Here is an 18809-nt window from a genome sequence, read left to right as displayed (position 1 = left end):
ATCACCTTTTCCTAGTTGTCGAGCGCTTCCTCCGCCGCGGCAGCAACGGCCTCTGCGGTGAAGCCGTACTCCCGGAACAATGTCTTGTAGTCGGCGGATTCCCCGTAATGCTCGATCGACACAATCTTTCCGGTGTCACCGACCAACTTGTGCCACGACTGCGCGACGCCGGCTTCCACGGCGACCCGCGCCGACACCGTCGGAGGCAGCACGCTGTCGCGGTAGTCCGACGGCTGCGACTCGAACCATTCCACACATGGCATCGACACCACCCGCGCCAGAATGTCCTTGTCCGCCAACAACTTCTGCGCCTCGACTGCCAGCTGCACCTCGGAACCGGTGGCGATCAGCACCACATCCGGATCCTCGTCGTCCTCGCCGCCACCCAGCACGTAACCGCCGCGGGCCACGCCGTCGCGGTCGGTGCCCTCGAGAACCGGGACGTTCTGCCGGGTCAGGATCAGCCCGACCGGACCGCTGCCGTTGCCGCGGGCCAGCACCGTATGCCACGCGAAAGCCGTCTCGTTGGCATCGGCCGGACGCACCACCGACAGGTTCGGGATCGCGCGCAGCGCCGCCAGGTGCTCGATCGGCTGGTGCGTGGGACCGTCTTCGCCCAGACCGATCGAGTCGTGCGTCCACACGTAGATGGTGTCGATGTCCATCAGGGACGCCAGCCGCACCGCCGGCCGCATGTAATCGGAGAACTGCAGGAACGTGCCGCCGTAGGCCCGGGTGGGTCCGTGCAGCACGATGCCGGACAGGATGGCGCCCATGGCGTGCTCGCGAACACCGAAGTGCAGCGTGCGGCCGTACCAGTCGGCGGTGTAGTCCTTCGTCGAAATCGACGGCGGGCCAAAGGATTTGGCACCCTTGATGGTGGTGTTATTGCTGCCCGCCAGGTCGGCCGAACCGCCCCACAGTTCGGGCAGCTTGGGGCCCACCGCATCCAGCACCTCGTTGGAGGCCTTACGGGTGGCGATCGCGTCGGAGCCCGGCTCCCAGTGCGGCAGGTCGGCGTCCCAGCCGTCCGGCAGCTCCTCGGCGGTCAACCGGTCCAGCAGTGCCTTGCGCTCGGGCTCGCGTTGCGCCCACGCGTCGAACGCCGTCTGCCATTTCTCGTGCGCTTCCTTGCCGCGCTGGACCAGCTTTCGGGTGTGCTCGATCACCTCGTCGCGCACCTCGAACGTCTTGTCCGGGTCGAAGCCGAGGATCTTCTTGGTGGCCGCCACCTCGTCGTCGCCCAGGGCGGCGCCGTGCGCCTTACCGGTGTTCATCAGGTTGGGGGCGGGGAAGCCGATGATGGTGCGCAGCGAGATGAACGACGGGCGGCCGGTCTCGGCCTTCGCGTTGGCGATCGCCTCCTCGATGCCCACCACGTTCTCGCCGCCCTCGACCTCCTGGACGTGCCAGCCGTAGGCGCGGTACCGCGCCGCCGTGTCCTCGCACAGCGCGATGTTCGTGTCGTCCTCGATCGAGATCTGGTTGTGGTCGTAGAAGACGATCAGGTTGCCCAGCTGCTGCACCGCGGCCAGCGACGACGCTTCCGACGTGACGCCCTCCTCGATGTCGCCGTCGGAGGCGATCACGTAAACGTGGTGGTCGAACGGGCTGGTGCCGGGTTCGGCGTCGGGGTCGAACAGCCCGCGCTCGTAGCGGGCGGCCATCGCCATTCCCACCGCGGAAGCCAGGCCCTGGCCCAGCGGGCCGGTGGTGATCTCCACGCCGTCGGTGTGCCGGAACTCCGGGTGTCCCGGCGTCTTGGACCCCCAGGTGCGCAGCGCTTCGATGTCGGACAGCTCCAGGCCGAACCCGCCCAGATACAGCTGTAGGTACAAGGTCAGGCTGCTGTGCCCGGCGGACAGCACGAACCGGTCGCGGCCCAGCCAGTGCACATCACTGGGGTCGTGGCGCATGGCACGCTGAAACAGCGTGTACGCCAGCGGCGCCAGGCTCATCGCCGTACCCGGATGGCCGTTGCCGACTTTCTGGACCGCGTCGGCGGCCAGCACCCGAACAGTGTCGACCGCAGCCGAATCGATCTCGGTCCAGTCGTCGGGGTGGTGCGGTTGGGTGAGCGCAGAGATCTCTTCGAGTGTGGTCACTAATTCAGTCCTCAGTTCAGTCCGCAGGCCAGGGTCGTCAACTGATCAATCCCACCCTAGTGCGGGATTGCGGGCCACCGCAGGTCCAGATTCGGGGTACCCAATGCGGCCGGTGTGAAAATATCGTGTCGGGGAATTCTGGCCTGCGATCTGCGCCGCAACACTTCGTTATCGGCTGCCAAACGGAAGGGAAAATCCTGCGAATCGACCCTGCGGGGCAGCGACCCGGCTCCCGCCGTCTACCATCATGCGTAGTAGAAGCTGCGCGCGGCTGCGATTTTTCCCGAGGAGTTAATGCGTGAGCGTTCGCGGGCGCCCAGAAGTCGCGACCCCGGGCCGGACCACCGGCGAGAGCCCGACCCGGTTCGCTGGCCGGCTCACCGGCACGGTCCTGGCTTATCTGGCGCTGACCAAGCCGCGGGTGATCGAGTTGCTGCTGGTCACCGCTATTCCGGCGATGCTGCTCGCGCACCGCGGCAGCGTCCAGCCGATGCTCATCCTCAACACGCTGGTCGGCGGCATGATGGCCGCGGGCGGCGCCAACACCCTCAACTGCGTGGCGGACGCCGACATCGACAAGGTGATGAAGCGGACCGCGCGACGCCCGCTGGCGCGGGCTGCGGTACCCAAGCGCAACGCGCTGATCTTCGGGCTGGTGCTCAGCGTTGGCTCGTTCTTCTGGCTGTGGCTGACCACCAATTTGCTATCCGGCCTGCTGGCGGTGGCCACCATCGCGTTCTACGTGTTCGTCTACACCTTGCTGCTCAAGCGGCGGACCTCCCAGAACGTGGTTTGGGGCGGCGCGGCCGGCTGCATGCCGGTGATGATCGGCTGGTCGGCGGTCACCGGGACCATCGGCTGGCCGGCGCTGGCCATGTTCGCGGTCATCTTCTTCTGGACGCCGCCGCACACTTGGGCGCTGGCCATGCGGTACAAAGAGGACTACAAGGTGGCCGGCGTGCCGATGCTGCCCGCCGTGGCGACCGAGCGGCAGGTCACCAAGCAGATCCTGATCTACACGTGGCTGACCGTGCTGGCGACGCTGACGCTGGCGCTGGCGGCGGGCTGGTTGTACGCCGCGGTGGCGGTGGTCGCCGGAGTGTGGTTCCTGACGATGGCCCACCAGCTGTATTCCGGGGTGCGCGCCGGCGCGGAGATCAAGCCGCTGCGACTGTTCCTGCAGTCCAACAACTACCTCGCGCTGGTGTTCTGCGCGCTGGCCGTCGATTCGGTGATTGCGCTGCCGACTCTGTTCTGAGCGGACCGCTGTCCACCATTCGCCCAAAATAGCCAAAATGACTAAACTGGCGGGTGTTCTGGTGAGCTAGGAGGGCAGCGTTATGACCACTGTCTCGTTCCGCAACCGTGCCGGTCAGCTGGTTGACGTACCCGTGGTGAGCGCGACGCGCCTCAAGAACGAGTTCGGCGCCGTGATCGACCAGGCCGCCCTCAACGGTGCGGTGGTGATCACCAAGCACGCCACCCCCAAAGCGGTGTTGATGTCCTACGCCGAATTCGAAGCGCTGACCGCGCCGGCGGCGCCCGCGCTCGACGACCTCAGCGATCGCTTCGACGAGCTGCTGGCCGCCATGCAGACTCCGGAAGCCAAAGCCGGTGTCGCCGCCGCGTTCGACGCCACCCCGGCGGAGATGGGTGCCGCTGCGGTGAAGGTGGCACGCGCCGCGCGCGCACGTTGACGCAGCGGATCAATGTGCTGGCAGGCGTCAACGGCGCCGGCAAGAGCAGCATCGTCGGCGCCACGATCCGGGACAAGGGCGGCCAGTACTACAACCCGGACGAGGCGGCGCGGGAGATCAAGGCTGCCAATCCCGGGATGGGTCAGACCGCGGCTAACGCCGCCGCCTGGCAACAGGGCCGACGGATGCTGGAACTGGCCATCGAGCGAGGTCTGGATTTCACGTTCGAGACCACACTCGGCGGCACCACGATGCCGCGGCTGTTGGCCGACGCCGCCGGGCGTGGCGCCGAGATCCACGTCTTCTACGTAGGGCTCAACAGTGCCGAGGCGCACATCGACCGGGTGCGCCAGCGGGTTCGTGCCGGCGGGCACGACATCCCGGAAGCCGATATCCGTCGCCGTTACCGGCACAGCCTGATCAACCTCGTGACATTGCTGCCCGTGCTGAGCGAGCTACGGGTCTACGACAACTCGGTGACCGCCGACCCCGCGACCGGGCAGGTGCCGCAACCGATCCTGGTGCTGCACATGGAGCATGGCCGCATCGCCGGGCCCGCTGATTTGGCTGCGACACCGAAGTGGGCCAAGCCCGTCGTCGCGGCGGCGCTGGAACTCGCCCGGCGAACATAGTCGCCGCCCGAGTGATGCCCCGGGGACGCCAATTCGCCTGCCGAACCGGGCAATTCGGGCGATACGAACACGACAAACAGAGATCGGCGTTAAGGCGGCGGCCTGTGCCGATTTGCGCTACCCTTCGTAGCGATATTGGCTCATCCGGTACCCGCCGTGGAAGGGGTGTCTGGCATGACGTTCGATGCCGGTTGGATGGATCCGGGCACGTACTGCGCCGCCACGACCCAGGCAGGGCATCCGGTCTGCGGCTGACCGATGGCCACCATCTTCTGGATGGCTTCGCCTCCAGAGGTACATTCGGCGTTGCTGAGCAGCGGGCCGGGCCCCGGTCCCTTGCTGGCAGCGGCGGCGGCGTGGGCCTCGCTGAGCGCCGAATACGCCTCAGCCGGTGAAGAACTCGGTGCGCTGTTGGCGTCGGTACACGCCGGAACCTGGCAGGGGCCCAGCTCCGAGGCGTATGTGACGGCGCACGCACCCTACCTGGAGTGGTTGACCTCGGCAGCCGTCGCCAGCGCAGCCAGGGCCGCCCAGCACGAAGCAGTGGCCAGCGCCTACACCGCCGCGCTGGCGGGCATGCCGACACTGCCCGAACTGGCGGCCAATCACGCCGCGCACGCGATCCTCACAGCCACGAATTTCTTTGGCATCAACACCATTCCGATTGCCCTCAACGAAGCCGACTACGTACGCATGTGGGTTCAGGCCGCCACCATCATGTCGGCGTACGAGGCGCTTTCGCGCGGCGCGCTGACGGCGAGTCCGGACGACGCTGCGGTGCCGCAGATTTTCAATTCTGCAGCATCGACCGCAGCGTCGTCGGACCCGCCGTATGAGAGCCGGCAGGGCCCGCAGCAGCTCGTCCAGTCCGTGCTGCGACTGATCGGGATGGATTGGGACCCCACCGCCGGCACCCTCAACGGCATCCCGTACGCCTCCTACACCAGCCCACTTCAGCAGGGGTTTTGGATCTCCCGGCTACTGCTCTTCGGCGACGACGCCGGGAGCTTGCAGGATTGGATCCAGCTTGTTGCTGACCAATCCGATATCTGTCCTGCAGTCCCTCGCCGGGATCACGCCGGCGCAGCTGCTGACCGCCTACCTGACAGTCCATCCGGCGCTGGCGGTGGTGATCGCGTCTTCTCCGCTGGGGTCGACCCTGCCGACGCTGCCCGCCGCCGCAGCCAGTGTGGCGGCGGTGGCCGGGATGGCCACGCTGCCCTCTGCCGAGGCGGTCGGGCCGGTGCCGGCTCCGGTGGTGGGCGCGGCCACTGCCGTGCCCGCCTCGACGATTGGCGTCGCGCAGGTCGGGTCGGTGCCGCCGAGCGCGTCGGCTCCGGCCCCGGTCACGACGGTGAGCACGGTCAGTTCGCCTCCGCCGTCCGCCGCGCCGTCCGTCCCGGCCGGTCATACATTCGTTCCCTACGCGGTCGGCGGCGGTCCCGGCGTCGGCTCCGGCCCCGTGCATCGCGGCACCGGCGGCGCGTCGTCACGCGCCAAGACGCCCGAACCCGACGGTGTGGCGGCGGCCGCCGCAACCGCCGGCCGCCGCAAAGCGCGCAACCGGCGCCGGCAGTACAAGCAGCAGCACGGCTATGCCGATGAATACGTTTACATGACAACCGATTTCGACGAAGGGCCGCAAGCATCCGACCGGTCTGCCGGCCCGCTGGGTTGCACCGCGACGTCGACCAGGCAGCCGGTTCGGCCGGCCGGCCTGACCACACTGGCCGGCGACCCGTACGGTGGCGGCCCGAGTCTGCCGTTGCTGCCCTCCGCCGGGGATACCGGAAGCTAAGGGAGCAGCACGATCGAACCGCTGGTTTTGCGGCCCTCCAAGTCGGTGTGGGCGCGCGCGGCCTCAGCCAGCGGATAGCTGCCACCGACCGCGACTTGCACTGCGTCGCTGGCGATCACGCCGAACAATTCGTCGGCTCGCCAGCTGAACTCCTGTGCGGTGCGGGTGAAATGGGCCAACGACGGCCGGGTGAGGTACACCGACCCGGCGTAGTTCAGGCGCTGCGGGTCGAACGGGGGGACGGGTCCGCTGGCGGCGCCGAACAGGGCCAGCGTGCCGCGCACCGCCAGGCTGGCCAGGCTGGCGTCGAACGTCGTCGCGCCCACGCCGTCGTACACCACGGCCACCCCGACGCCGTCGGTGAGCTCGCGCACCCGGTGCCCGAATCGATCCGCGTCGTCCGGGTAGGGGAGCACCTCGACGGCGCCCGCCTGGCGCGACAGTCGTTCCTTGTCCGGCGTAGAGACCGTCGTGATCACCCGCGCCCCAAGGTGGGTGGCCCACTGGGTCAGGATCAGGCCCACGCCGCCGGCGCCGGCGTGCACCAGCACGCTGTCCCCGGCCTGCACCGGGTACACCGAGGTGAGCAAGTACTGCGCGGTCAGCCCTTTCAACAGCGCCGACGCGGCCACCTCGGAGCTGATGCCGTCGGGCACATTCGTCGTCAAAAATGCTGGGGCAGTGCAGAATTCGGCGTAACCGCCGTTGGCGGCGGCACTGACCACCCGGTCGCCCACGGCGAGGTCCTCGACCTCGGAGCCGGCGGCAACGACCGTGCCGCACACCTCCGAGCCGAGCACGAAGGGCAGCGGCCGCGGGTACTGCCCGGTGCGGAAATAGGTGTCGATGAAGTTGACGCCGATGGCCTCCGCTTTGATCAACACCTCGCCGGGCCCGGGGTCGGGCTGCGGCAACTCGGTGTAGTTCAGGACTTCGGGGCCGCCGGTTGCGCTGACTTCGATCGCATGCATGTCGCTATCATGCCCGGGCATGAAGCTAGCCCGACCGGATACCTTCCACCCGCGCATCGTGTTGACGGGGGAATCGCAGGACGCCGCAGGTGACGACGCCGGGCTGGTGGGCGCCTTGCGCATTCGCGGTCTGCACGCGCGCTGGCTGCCCTGGGACCACCCGGATACCTCCGCGGCGGACCTGGTGATCCTGCGCGCGGCCCGGGACTACGTCCGGCGTCTCGACGAGTTCCTGGCCTGGACGCGAGCCGTGCCGAATCTGCTGAACCCGCCGGCCGTCGTCGCCTGGAACAGCAACCGCCGCTATCTGGGCAGGCTGACCGAACGCGATGTGCCGGTCGTGCCGGGCGTGCGCTACGCGCACGGCGAGGCTGTCCGGCTCGCTCAAGGTGACCACTACTTCGTCGGCCCGGCGGTGGGGACCGGGACGCGGCGGTTCAGCGATCCGTCCGCGGTGCAGGCCTATGTCGACCAGTGCGACACGGATGTGTGGGTGCAGTCGGCTCCGGCGGCGCCAGAGACGGTGCTGGTGTTTCTGGGCGGGAAACCGTCGCACGCGTTCGTCACCGTGGGCGACGCGCTGCACCAAGGCGAAGCGGACTTCGAGCTGTGGGATGCCGGTGCCGCTGCGCTGGCCACTGCACCAGGCGAATTGTTGTATGCGCGGGTGCATCTGGTCGGGAACCGGGTACTGGGCCTGGGTCTGATCGACCCGTCGCTGGGCTGGCTGCGGCTGGATGTCGAGACACGCGGACTGGCCCAGCGTCAGTTCGCGCTGGCCGTGGAGTCAGCCCTGGAGCGCCTCGGGCTGGGCCCGTTCTCGCATCGACGCCCATAGCGCCGCGGTGGCCGCCGTGCAGGCCGCTGCGCCGGCCACGTGGATCGCGACCAGGGCGGCGGGCACCCCGGTATAGAACTGCGCGGTGCCCACGGCAGCCTGTGCGAAGACCAGCGCCACCAACACCGCGAGGCGTCGCGTGACGGCGGGCGCGGCGTGCACCGCGACCAGGCCGAATCCCAAGCCCACCAGCAGCGACAGGTAGGACACCAGCAGCGACGAGTGCGCGTGCACCAGGGTGGTGATCTCGATCGTCAGCCGCGGCACGGTGCGGCTGGGGCTTTTTGTCGCCGGCGTGCGGGCCGGCGGCGGTGACCAGGGTGCCGGTCACCAGCACCGCGGCCAGATTCAGCGCGCTGAGCGCGGTGAGCAATCGCAGCGGTGTGGCGACCCGCTGTTCGGCCACCCCGTCGTCGGGCTCGCCCACCTTGACGTAGAGCAGCACCGACAGCCACACCATGCTCATCGACGTCAGCAGGTGGATGGCCACCGTCCACCAGAGCAACCCGGTCCGCACCGTGATGCCGCCGATGACCGCTTGTACCACCGTGGACGCCGGCATCAGCCACGCATAGACCAGCACTTCGCGGCGCCGCCGGGCCCCGCGTCAGGGCCAGCACCGCCAGTGCCGCGGTGATCACGACGGCGAAGGTGATCATCCGGTTGCCGAACTCGACCGCCTGATGGATGCGCGGCACCTCGGCGACCGCGACGGGGGTGAAGCTGCCCGGAAAGCACTGCGGCCAGGTCGGGCAGCCCAACCCGGAGGCGGTGACGCGCACGATGGCCCCGGTGACGGCGATACCGCCCTGGGTGAGGATGACGGCAGCGGCCAGGACCCGCTGGACGCGCAGGCTGGGGTCGGGGAGTAGGTCCACCGCACGCATCAACGCTCGTCCGACGGCCACCGCCCGATCGTAGCGACAACCGTTTTGCCCATTGACTCTGCGCGGTTGCGCGTTGATTCTGCGCGGTTGCACGTTGACTCTGCGTGCAGGGCGCACGCCACTCGCACTTCTGCGCCATAGCCGCAGAGTCGACGAACGGGTTGCGGGCTGACTGGCCGGGGACGCTCTCGGCTGCCAACATGCGCGCGGTGAGCTTTGGGCAGCAACCGTTCATCGGCAGTGAGGCGTTGGCCCGCGGCGACCTCAACCGCTACCAGCTGCGCAGGTACTACCGCGCCATAATGCCGAACGTCTACCTGGACAAGTGGGTTGAGCCGTCGCTGCGGCAGCGCACAGCAGCCGCCTGGCTGTGGTCACGTCGAGAAGCGGTGATAGCCGGCCTTGCCGCTTCGGCGATGCATGGGGCCAAGTGGGTCGATCCGGCGGCGCCGATCGAGTTGATCTGGCGCAACGCGAGAACCCCACCACGTGTGGTGACCAGAGCTGACCTGCTGGTCGACGGCGAATACGAACGGCTGGATGGTTTACCCGTCACAACACCGGAGCGCACCGCATTCGACCTCGGCCGACGCGGCACGCTCGGTCGCGCAGTCGCCCAACTCGATGCGCTTGCCGCTGCCACCGGTTTCAGGGTCCGTGACGTGGCGGCGTTGGCCGGCAACCACCGGCGCGCCCGAGGGCTGTGTCGATTGCAGGAAGTACTGGCGCTGGTTGACGGTGGCGCCCAGTCGCCGAAGGAGACCTGGCTGCGGCTGTTGTTGATCGAGGCGGGTTTCCCGCGGCCGCGGACTCAGATACCCGTACCGGGCCCCGACGGCTTTCCCCGCTATTTCCTCGACATGGGTTGGGAGGACATCATGTTGGCCGCTGAATACGACGGCGACCAGCATTGGACCGACCCCGCCCAGTACGCGTGGGATGTCGAGCGCCAGGAATATCTCGACCGAGTGGGCTGGACCGTGGTCAGGGTGGTGGCGCGCCAGCACCCGGCCGACATCGTTCGACGGGTTCAGCGCGCCTGGGACTCGCTGACGCCCCGTTGACTCTGCGCGGACGACGCGTTGACTCTGCGCTGACGACCCGTTGACTCTGCGCTGACGACCGTTGACCCTGCGTTCACGGCGCATGCCACTCGCACTTCCGCGCCCTGGCCGCAGAGTGAATCGCGCAAGTCAGGTGAAGCGGAACCAGCGTCGCGCCGCCAGGGCCGCCAGCGCCCCCCAGCCCGCAAGAACAGCGATCCCGAACCAATCCACCCGCAGCGCCATAGCTTGGGTCAGCGCCTCGGTGAGCGCCCCGGACGGCGTCAACCGGGCCGCCCACTTGACCGCCGTCGGAATCATGCCGCTCTCCAGCGTCAGTGCGCCCAACCCGGCGAAGACGAACCACAACAGGTTGGCCAGGGCCAGCACCACCTCGGCTTTCAAGGTGCCGCCGAGCAGCAGGCCCAGCGCGGCGAACCCCGCGGTACCCAGCGCGATCACCAGCGCACCCAAGGCCAGGGCCGCCAAACCCGGCCGCCATCCCAACGCAAAACCTATGCCGCCCAGGATGATTGACTGCAGAAAGACGGTGAAGATCACGGCCAGCGACTTGCCGGCGATGATGCCCCAGACCGGTAGCGGGGTGGCTCCAAGCCGCTTCAATGCGCCGTAGCGGCGGTCGAAAGCGACCGCGATGGCCTGCCCAGTGAACGCGGTGGAGATGACGGCCAACGCCATGATCGCGGGAGTGAACACCGCGGCGCGGGGCTCACGGAACGACCCGAACGGTAGCAGGCTGAGCCCGACCAGCAGCGTGATCGGGATGAACATGGTCAGCAGCAGCTGCTCGCCGTTGCGCAGCAGCAGCTTTGCTTCGAGGTTGAACTGGGCGGCCAGCATCGTCGGCACCGCGCTGGGGCGCGGGTCCGGAGCGAAAGTGCCGGGCGGGAACAGGTCGCTCATTGCCGCAGCTTCCTGCCGGTGAGTTCGAGGAAGACGTCCTCGAGACTGCGCTGCTCGACGCGCATGTCGGTGGCGAGTACGTCGATCTGTGCGCACCACGCCGTGACCGTGGCGAGCACCTGGGGTCCCACTTCGCCTTCGACCAGGTACTCGCCGGGCGTCAGTTCGGTGGCAATGTAGCCCTCCGGCAGCGCGGCGCTCAGCAGCGACAGGTCCAGGCGCGGGGGTGCGCTGAACCGCAACTGGCCTTTGGCGCCGCTGCGCATCAGATCGGCGGGTTTGCCCGCGGCGACCGTCGTCCCGTGGTCGATGATGACCAGGCGGTCGGCGAGTTCCTCGGCCTCCTTGAGGTGATGCGTGGTGAGCACCACGGTGACGCCGTCGCGGCGCAGCGCGTCGATCAGCTCCCACACCAGCACCCGGGCGTGGGCGTCCATCCCGGCGGTGGGCTCGTCGAGAAACACCAGCTCGGGGCGCCCGACCAGGGCGCATGCCAGCGCCAGCCGCTGCTGCTGGCCGCCGGAGAGCCGTCGATAGGTGGTACGGGCGGCGTCGGTCAGGCCCAGCGTGTCGAGCAGCCAGGCGGGATCCAGTGGGTCGGCGGCGTAGGAGGCCACCAGGTGCAGCATTTCGCCGGCGCGCGCGGCCGGGTAGCCGCCGCCGCCCTGCAGCATCACCCCGATGCGGGGCCGCAGTCGCGCGTTGTCGGCGATCGGGTCCAGGCCGAGCACCTCGACGCTGCCGGCGTCGGGGCGGACGAATCCCTCGCACATCTCGATGGTGGTGGTCTTACCTGCGCCATTGGGGCCCAGTAGGGCGAACACCTCGGCGGCGTGCACTTCGAGATCGAGATCGGAAACTGCCGTGACGGACCCGTACTGCTTGCGCAGCCCACGAAGCCGAACCACGATTTCGCGGTGCTGGGGGACGGGGCTCACGTGGAATCAGCGTAGGCGTCCGGGGTGGTGGTCGTCCGCTGGGTCGGTTCCTGCGCGGCCGCTGTGATGGGCGTCTCAGCCGGCCGCGGTCCCTCCTCTTCTTCGGGAAGTGGGCGCCACGGCAGCCGGTGGTAGGTCACCGAAATCAGCGCCACCACGATGAATGCGCTGGCCAGTGTGGCATCGACGATCTGGAAGAGCGCGAAGCGGTCACCGTTGGCGGTGGGTCCGAAGATGCCGACGATCAGGGTGATGACGATGGCGGCGGCCCGGAATCCGGTGCGGGTGGCCCAGGCTGCCAGCGGGATGATGGCCCAGAGCAGATACCAGGGCTGCACGACCGGGAACAGCAGCACGGTCAGGCCCAGTGCCACGCCCAGGCCGCCGATCGGATGCAGCCGGCCGCGGAAGACGGCCAGCAACAGCCAGCAGACCATCACCATGATGATCAGCACGCCGATGGCACGGGTCAGCGACAGAATCGCGGTGGTGTGATCGCCCAGGCCCAGCAGAATGCCCACCTGCCCGGTGCCCAGCGCCAGCAGGGTGGGCGGCGACATCCAGCTGCGCACCACGTTGGCGGTGCCCAGTGTGTAGATCCAGCCGAATCCCAGGCCGCTGGCCCAGCCGACGATGCCCATCACGGCCAGCGCCAGGCCCGCCATGGCCGCGCCGGACAGCATCAGGGCCTTGATGGTGCCGCCGAGCCGGTAGGCCAGCGCGCCCGTGACGAACCCCAAAGCCAGCAACGACGGCAGCTTGACCTGTGACGACAGCACGATCAAGACGGAGCCGGCCAGCAGCATGCCCAGTGGTTCCCAGTCCGGGCCGATCCGCCACGAATGCGGTTTGAGGGATTCCTTCGAATCGATGCCGCGGAGCGCGAATTCGGCGCCGGTCAGCATCAGTCCCAGCATCAGCGCCTCGTTGTGGATGCCGGCGACCAAGTGCATGAACAGCAGCGGGTTGGCTGCGCCCAACCACAGCGCGCTGACCTCGGCCACGCCGCAGCGCCGGGCCAGCCGCGGCGTCGCCCAGACGATCAGCGCCACCCCGAACAGCACCACCAGCCGGTGGCAGAGCACGGCGGCGACGATGTTCTCCCCGGTCAGCGCCGAGATGCCGCGTCCGATCCACAGAAACAGCGGGCCGTAGGGCGCGGGTGTCTCGCGCCACAGGCTGGGCACCGACAGGGTGAAGACGTGGCCCAGGCCCAGGCCGGAGGCGGGTCCGACCCGGTAGGGGTCGAGTCCTTCCAGCGAGATCTGGCTCTGCGCCAGGTAGGAGTAGACGTCCTTGCTGTACATCGGCGGGGCGATGAGCAGCGGCAGCATCCACAGCACCAGGGTGCGGTCCAGCTCGCCGCGGGACATCCGCCGCTTGCCCGACACGAACCGGCCCAGCATCAGCCAGGCCAGCGCCATCATCACCGCGCCGGTGGTGGTCATGGTCAGGGCCACCGTCTGGATCCGGGACGGCAGGTTCAGCAGCCGCACCCCGAAGGTGGGGTCCTGGACGACCGGCCGCGCGCCGGCACCCAGGGCGCCGATGGCCATCAGGACGGTGCCGGTCGCCCCGAATAACCGGGTGTGTTTGAGTGCGGCAAGCTCGGTGGCGTTGAGGGGTTTGCCCACCGTCTGCTCGTCGCCGTGCAATGCGGCGATCGACGAGCTCAGGGTGTGGTGGCGGGCTGCCATCAGAGCAGCGTACTGGCACGCTCAGACAGCGTTGTTGGCCTCGTCACGTAAGGGCACCCTTGCTGGACGGGTTGCCCGAATTGCGACACACTGGTGTTGTGAAAATCCAATCCGAGCTGGATGCTGCCGTGCCCGCAGCCGGGGCTGTCGGGTCGGAGGGTCACACCCGTCGCGCGATCGTGCGCCTGCTGCTGGAATCGGGATCCATTACCGCCACCGAAATCAGCGAGCGGCTGGGTCTGTCGGCGGCCGGGGTGCGCCGTCACCTCGACGCACTGATCGACGCGGGCGATGCCGAGTCGGTGGCCGCCGCGTCCTGGCAACAGGTAGGGCGGGGCCGCCCGGCAAAGCGTTACCGGCTGACCGCCGGCGGACGGGCCAAGTTGGATCACTCCTACGACGACTTGGCTTCTGCCGCAATACGACAACTGCGCGAGATCGGTGGGGACGACGCGGTGAAAACGTTCGCGCGGCGCCGCATCGACGCGATCCTCTCCGACATCGCGCCCGCCGAGGGGCCCGACGACGCCGCTGTCGAAGCGGCCGCCGAGCGCGTTGCGCAGGCGCTGACCAAGGCCGGCTACGTCGCCACCACCACCCGGGTGGGCGGGCCGATCCACGGTGTGCAAATCTGCCAGCATCACTGCCCGGTGTCGCACGTGGCCGAAGAATTCCCGGAACTTTGCGACGCCGAGCAGCAGGCGATGTCCGAGGTGCTCGGCACCCACGTGCAGTTGTTGGCGACGATCGTCAACGGCGATTGCGCCTGCACCACCCACGTACCACTCACCGTCCCCAATTCGAAGGCGCCCAGCCCGCGCCCCGCCACTAGCAACGAAGGAGTCTCGTCATGACCCTCGAAGCCGCCAAGGAACCGTTGACCCAGGAGCAGACGATCGACGCCCTGGGTAGGTACGGCTACGGCTGGGCCGACTCTGACGTCGCGGGCGCCAGCGCGCAGCGCGGATTGTCCGAAGCGGTGGTGCGCGACATCTCGGCGAAGAAGAACGAGCCCGAGTGGATGTTGAATATCCGGCTGAAGGCACTGGGCATCTTCGACAAGAAGCCGATGCCGAACTGGGGGTCCAACCTCGAGGGCATCGACTTCGACAACATCAAGTACTTCGTGCGGTCCACCGAAAAGCAGGCGGCGAGTTGGGAAGAGTTGCCCGAGGATATTAAGAATACGTATGACCGCTTGGGAATTCCTGAGGCAGAAAAGCAAAGATTAGTTGCTGGAGTAGCGGCACAATATGAATCCGAAGTGGTTTACCACCAGATCAGAGAGGACTTGGAGGCTCAGGGAGTCATCTTCTTAGATACTGATACTGGTTTGCGGGAGCACCCCGATATTTTCCAGAAATATTTCGGGACCGTAATTCCAGCGGGCGATAATAAGTTTTCTGCACTGAATACCGCTGTTTGGAGTGGTGGTTCGTTTATATATGTCCCACCGGGCGTCCACGTGGACATCCCGTTGCAGGCCTACTTCCGGATCAACACCGAGAACATGGGTCAGTTCGAGCGCACACTGATCATCGCCGACGAAGACTCCTACGTTCACTACATCGAGGGCTGCCTGCCGGCCGGTGAGCTGATCACGACCGCTGACGGAGACTTGCGGCCTATCGAGGCAATCCGCGTTGGTGACCAGGTGATGGGCCACGATGGACGGCCGCATCGGGTGACCGCGGTGCAGGTGCGCGACCTCAATGGCGAACTGTTCAGCTTCACGCCGATGTCGCCGGCCAACAAGTTCTCGGTCACCGCAGAGCATCCCCTGCTGGTCGTCCCGCGCGACGAGGTGCGTGTCATGCGCAAGGAGCGCAACGGGTGGAAGGCGGAGGTCAATAGCGCCAAACTGCGTGCCGCCGAGCCTCGTTGGATCGCGGCCAAGGATGTGGCCGAAGGTGATTTCCTGATCTACCCGAAGCCGAAGCCGATTCCGCACCCGACGGTGCTGCCGCTGGAGTTCGCGCGGTTGGCCGGCTATTACCTCGCAGAGGGTCATGCGTGCCTCACCAACAACTGCGAATCGCTGATTTTCTCGTTCCACAGCAAGGAATTCGAGTACGTCGAAGAGGTCCGGCAGGCGTGTAAGTCGCTGTACGAGACACCCGGTTCGGTCCTCATCGAGGAGGACAAGCATTCCGCGCGGGTGACCGTGTACACCAAGGCCGGCTACGCCGCCATGCGGCACCACGTCGGATCTGGTTCTGCCAGCAAGAAGCTGTCCGACACGCTGATGCGGCAAGACGAGGCATTCCTGCGTGAGTTGGTCGACGCCTACGTCAACGGCGACGGCAACACCATCGAACGCGGCGGTGCGCTCTGGAAGCGGGTCCACACGACCTCGCGCGTATGGGCGTTCCAGCTGCAGTCGATTCTGGCGCGGCTGGGCCACTACGCGACCGTCGAGCTGCGTAGGCCTGCCGGACCCGGCGCGATCTTGGGTCGTGACGTGATGCGCAAGGACATTTATCAGGTCCAGTGGACCGAGGGTGGGCGTGGTCCGAAACAGGCTCGCGACTGCGGCGACTACTTTGCGGTGCCGATCAAGAAGCGCTCGGTGCGCGAGGCGCATGAGCCGGTATATAACCTCGATGTCGAGGCTCCGGATAGTTACCTCGCTTACGGCTTCGCCGTGCACAACTGCACCGCTCCGATCTACAAATCGGATTCGTTGCACTCGGCTGTCGTCGAGATCATTGTGAAACCACATGCGCGCGTTCGTTACACGACCATCCAGAACTGGTCGAACAACGTCTACAACCTGGTCACCAAGCGTGCTCGGGCCGAGGCGGGCGCCACCATGGAGTGGGTCGACGGCAACATCGGCTCCAAGGTCACCATGAAGTACCCGGCGGTCTGGATGACCGGCGAGCACGCCAAGGGTGAGGTGCTCTCGATCGCGTTCGCCGGCGAAGACCAGCACCAGGACACCGGCGCCAAGATGCTGCACCTGGCGCCCAACACGTCGAGCAACATCGTGTCCAAGTCGGTGGCCCGCGGCGGTGGCCGCACCTCCTACCGCGGCCTGGTTCAGGTCAACAAGGGCGCGCACGGCTCCAAGTCGAGCGTGAAATGTGATGCGCTGCTGGTCGATACGATCAGCCGCAGCGACACCTACCCCTACGTCGACATCCGCGAGGACGACGTCACGATGGGCCATGAGGCCACCGTCTCCAAGGTCAGTGAGAACCAGCTGTTCTACCTGATGAGCCGCGGCATGACCGAGGACGAGGCGATGGCGATGGTGGTGCGCGGATTCGTCGAGCCGATCGCCAAGGAACTGCCGATGGAGTACGCGCTGGAGCTCAACCGGCTGATCGAGTTGCAGATGGAGGGCTCGGTCGGATGACCGCGACGTTGAACAAGGGGGAGTTGTTCTCCTCCTTCGACGTTGACGCGTTCGAGGTGCCGCACGGCCGCGACGAACTGTGGCGGTTCACCCCGCTCAAGCGGTTGCGCGGCCTGCACGACGGCTCGGCCCACGCCACCGGTAGCGCCAAGATCACCGTCGCCACGCACGACGGCGTAACCACCGAGCAGGTGCGCCGCGGCGACGAGCGGCTCGGTCAGGGTGGGGTGCCCGCTGATCGGGTTGCGGCACAGGCATTCTCGTCGTTCAACTCCGCGACACTGGTGACCGTCGGCCGTGACACCCAGATCGCCGAACCGATCAATGTCACCGTCGAAGGTCCCGGCGCCGGCGCCACCGCCTACGGGCACCTGCAGATCCGGGTCGAGGAACTCGGCGAGGCCGTCGTCGTCATCGATCATCGGGGCAGCGGAACCTACGCCGACAACGTCGAGTTCGTCGTCGGCGACGCCGCCCGGCTCACCGTCATCTGGATTGCCGACTGGGCCGACGACACCGTGCACGTCAGCGCGCACCACGGCCGGCTCGGCAAGGACGCGGTGCTCAAACACACCACCGTCACGCTGGGGGGCGAGGTGGTACGGATGTCGGCCACCGCCCGCTTCGCCGGACCCGGCGGGGATGTCGATCTGTTGGGCCTGTACTTCGCCGACGACGGCCAACACCTCGAGTCGCGGCTGCTGGTCGACCACGCCCAGCCGCACTGCCGGTCCAACGTGCTGTACAAGGGTGCGTTGCAGGGCGATCCGTCGTCCAAGCTGCCCGACGCGCACACCGTCTGGATCGGCGACGTGCTGATCCGCGCCGAGGCCACCGGCACCGACACCTTCGAGATGAACCGCAACCTGGTCCTCACCGACGGCGCCCGCGCCGACTCGGTGCCCAACCTGGAGATCGAGACCGGTGAGATCGCCGGCGCCGGACATGCCAGCGCCACCGGCCGTTTCGACGACGAGCAGCTGTTTTACCTGCGCTCCCGCGGCATTCCGGAAGAGCAGGCCCGCCGTCTGGTGATCCGCGGCTTCTTCGGCGAGATCATCGCCAAGATCGCGGTGCCCGAGATTCGCGAGCGCCTGACCGCAGCCATCGAACACGAACTGGAAATAACGGAAAAGACAGAAATTTCATGACCACTCTGGAAATCAAAGATCTGCACGTCAGCGTCGCCGGCGACGGCGACGGCGAAATCCCCATCCTCAAGGGCGTCGACCTCACCGTGAAGTCCGGTGAGACACACGCCCTGATGGGGCCCAACGGCTCCGGCAAGTCGACGCTGTCCTACGCCATCGCCGGCCACCCCAAATACCTGGTGAACTCCGGCTCGATCACCCTGGACGGCGAAGACGTGCTGGCCATGAGCGTCGACGAACGCGCAAGGGCCGGACTGTTTTTGGCAATGCAGTACCCCGTGGAGGTGCCCGGCGTGTCGGTGTCGAACTTCCTGCGTTCGGCCGCCACCGCAATCCGCGGCGAGGCGCCCAAGCTGCGGCTGTGGGTCAAGGAAGTCAAAGCGGCGATGGCCGCGCTGGAAATCGACCCGGCGTTCGCCGAGCGCAGTGTCAACGAGGGGTTCTCCGGCGGTGAGAAGAAGCGCCACGAGATTCTGCAACTCGAGCTGCTCAAGCCCAAGATCGCGATCCTCGACGAGACCGACTCCGGCCTGGACGTCGACGCACTGCGCGTGGTCAGCGACGGCGTGAACCGCTACGCGCAAGCCAACGACGGTGGCGTCCTGCTCATCACGCACTACACCCGCATCCTGCGGTATATCCACCCCGAGTTCGTGCACGTGTTCGTCGGCGGCCGCATCGCCGAATCCGGCGGCCCGGAGCTGGCCGACGAACTCGAGCAGAACGGCTACGTGCGCTTCACCCAAGCGGCGACTGCCGGAGCGTAA

At 67.3% G+C, this 18809-nt stretch carries 14 protein-coding genes and 2 pseudogenes; 10 read left to right on the top strand and 6 right to left on the bottom strand.

Annotated features, from left to right (window positions below):
* Nucleotides 1–11: 11 nt before the first annotated feature.
* Complete coding sequence (tkt, locus tag L6444_RS16800) at nucleotides 12–2105, bottom strand: transketolase (RefSeq protein ID WP_236975870.1); 2094 nt, start codon at nucleotides 2103–2105, stop codon at nucleotides 12–14.
* A gap of 298 nt (nucleotides 2106–2403) precedes the next feature.
* Here tkt and L6444_RS16795 point away from each other — a divergent pair, with 298 nt between their 5' ends.
* From L6444_RS16795 to L6444_RS30680, 4 genes and pseudogenes are all read left to right on the top strand, one after another.
* Nucleotides 2404–3363 carry a heme o synthase gene (locus L6444_RS16795; protein WP_255730616.1) on the top strand — a complete coding sequence of 320 codons (960 nt, stop codon included), beginning with the start codon at nucleotides 2404–2406 and terminating at the stop codon, nucleotides 3361–3363.
* A gap of 82 nt (nucleotides 3364–3445) precedes the next feature.
* Complete coding sequence (locus L6444_RS16790) at nucleotides 3446–3802, top strand: type II toxin-antitoxin system prevent-host-death family antitoxin (RefSeq protein WP_236975868.1); 357 nt, start codon at nucleotides 3446–3448, stop codon at nucleotides 3800–3802.
* The gene (locus L6444_RS16785) at nucleotides 3799–4434 is read left to right on the top strand and encodes a zeta toxin family protein (protein ID WP_236975853.1); all 636 of its coding nucleotides are present in this window, start codon (nucleotides 3799–3801) and stop codon (nucleotides 4432–4434) included. The genes L6444_RS16790 and L6444_RS16785 overlap by 4 nt, the downstream gene beginning before the upstream one ends.
* A gap of 258 nt (nucleotides 4435–4692) precedes the next feature.
* Nucleotides 4693–6232: pseudogene (locus L6444_RS30680) on the top strand (PPE family protein).
* Here L6444_RS30680 and L6444_RS16770 read toward each other — a convergent pair.
* The gene (locus L6444_RS16770; protein ID WP_236975836.1) at nucleotides 6229–7203 is read right to left on the bottom strand and encodes a quinone oxidoreductase family protein; all 975 of its coding nucleotides are present in this window, start codon (nucleotides 7201–7203) and stop codon (nucleotides 6229–6231) included. The pseudogene L6444_RS30680 and the gene L6444_RS16770 sit on opposite strands and share 4 nt — an antisense overlap.
* A 19-nt stretch (nucleotides 7204–7222) precedes the next feature.
* Between L6444_RS16770 and L6444_RS16765 the strand changes: the two genes are divergently transcribed.
* Nucleotides 7223–8041: a hypothetical protein gene (locus L6444_RS16765; protein ID WP_236975834.1), complete on the top strand. Its 819-nt coding sequence runs from the start codon at nucleotides 7223–7225 to the stop codon at nucleotides 8039–8041.
* Here L6444_RS16765 and L6444_RS16760 read toward each other — a convergent pair.
* Nucleotides 7991–8928 (bottom strand): annotated as a pseudogene (locus L6444_RS16760) (COX15/CtaA family protein). The gene L6444_RS16765 and the pseudogene L6444_RS16760 sit on opposite strands and share 51 nt — an antisense overlap.
* Before the next feature lie 209 nt (nucleotides 8929–9137).
* On the opposite strand from L6444_RS16760, the gene L6444_RS16755 reads away from it, so the two are divergent.
* Nucleotides 9138–9992 carry an endonuclease domain-containing protein gene (locus tag L6444_RS16755; protein WP_236975832.1) on the top strand — a complete coding sequence of 285 codons (855 nt, stop codon included), beginning with the start codon at nucleotides 9138–9140 and terminating at the stop codon, nucleotides 9990–9992.
* Nucleotides 9993–10121: 129 nt separating this feature from the next.
* Here the strand turns inward: L6444_RS16755 and L6444_RS16750 are convergent, their stop codons facing one another.
* The 3 genes from L6444_RS16750 to mptB are packed head-to-tail and all read right to left on the bottom strand — an operon-like array spanning nucleotide 10122 to nucleotide 13530.
* Nucleotides 10122–10895, bottom strand: coding sequence for an ABC transporter permease (locus L6444_RS16750; RefSeq protein ID WP_236975829.1), 774 nt, complete (start codon nucleotides 10893–10895; stop codon nucleotides 10122–10124).
* The gene (locus L6444_RS16745) at nucleotides 10892–11833 is read right to left on the bottom strand and encodes an ABC transporter ATP-binding protein (RefSeq protein WP_236975828.1); all 942 of its coding nucleotides are present in this window, start codon (nucleotides 11831–11833) and stop codon (nucleotides 10892–10894) included. Before L6444_RS16745 ends, L6444_RS16750 begins: the two co-directional genes overlap by 4 nt.
* On the bottom strand, nucleotides 11830–13530 hold the full coding sequence (gene mptB / locus L6444_RS16740; RefSeq protein WP_236975819.1) for a polyprenol phosphomannose-dependent alpha 1,6 mannosyltransferase MptB: 1701 nt from the start codon (nucleotides 13528–13530) through the stop codon (nucleotides 11830–11832). Before mptB ends, L6444_RS16745 begins: the two co-directional genes overlap by 4 nt.
* On the opposite strand from mptB, the gene L6444_RS16735 reads away from it, so the two are divergent.
* The 4 genes from L6444_RS16735 to sufC are packed head-to-tail and all read left to right on the top strand — an operon-like array spanning nucleotide 13524 to nucleotide 18809.
* On the top strand, nucleotides 13524–14384 hold the full coding sequence (locus L6444_RS16735; RefSeq protein ID WP_236984196.1) for a helix-turn-helix transcriptional regulator: 861 nt from the start codon (nucleotides 13524–13526) through the stop codon (nucleotides 14382–14384). The two genes, mptB and L6444_RS16735, sit on opposite strands and share 7 nt — an antisense overlap.
* Entirely contained in the window at nucleotides 14381–16891 is a 2511-nt protein-coding gene (gene sufB, locus L6444_RS16730; protein ID WP_236975817.1) for an intein-containing Fe-S cluster assembly protein SufB, read from the top strand. Before L6444_RS16735 ends, sufB begins: the two co-directional genes overlap by 4 nt.
* Nucleotides 16888–18042: a Fe-S cluster assembly protein SufD gene (sufD, locus tag L6444_RS16725; protein ID WP_236975809.1), complete on the top strand. Its 1155-nt coding sequence runs from the start codon at nucleotides 16888–16890 to the stop codon at nucleotides 18040–18042. Before sufB ends, sufD begins: the two co-directional genes overlap by 4 nt.
* A complete protein-coding gene (sufC, locus tag L6444_RS16720; protein WP_236975795.1) occupies nucleotides 18039–18809 on the top strand; it encodes a Fe-S cluster assembly ATPase SufC in 771 nt (256 codons plus the stop codon). Before sufD ends, sufC begins: the two co-directional genes overlap by 4 nt.

This window comes from Mycobacterium kiyosense (genome assembly GCA_021654635.1).
Taxonomy (GTDB): domain Bacteria; phylum Actinomycetota; class Actinomycetes; order Mycobacteriales; family Mycobacteriaceae; genus Mycobacterium; species Mycobacterium kiyosense.
This window is presented reverse-complemented; position numbering and strand designations above follow the sequence as displayed.

Bases quoted from the DNA above. Each gene is read 5' to 3' on its own strand.
- L6444_RS16790 (WP_236975868.1), top strand. From the start codon at position 3,446: ATGACCACTGTCTCGTTCCGCAACCGTGCCGGTCAGCTGGTTGACGTA.
- L6444_RS16770 (WP_236975836.1), bottom strand. From the start codon at position 7,203: ATGCATGCGATCGAAGTCAGCGCAACCGGCGGCCCCGAAGTCCTGAAC.
- L6444_RS16765 (WP_236975834.1), top strand. From the start codon at position 7,223: ATGAAGCTAGCCCGACCGGATACCTTCCACCCGCGCATCGTGTTGACG.
- L6444_RS16750 (WP_236975829.1), bottom strand. From the start codon at position 10,895: ATGAGCGACCTGTTCCCGCCCGGCACTTTCGCTCCGGACCCGCGCCCC.
- mptB (WP_236975819.1), bottom strand. From the start codon at position 13,530: ATGGCAGCCCGCCACCACACCCTGAGCTCGTCGATCGCCGCATTGCAC.
- sufB (WP_236975817.1), top strand. From the start codon at position 14,381: ATGACCCTCGAAGCCGCCAAGGAACCGTTGACCCAGGAGCAGACGATC.
- sufD (WP_236975809.1), top strand. From the start codon at position 16,888: ATGACCGCGACGTTGAACAAGGGGGAGTTGTTCTCCTCCTTCGACGTT.
- sufC (WP_236975795.1), top strand. From the start codon at position 18,039: ATGACCACTCTGGAAATCAAAGATCTGCACGTCAGCGTCGCCGGCGAC.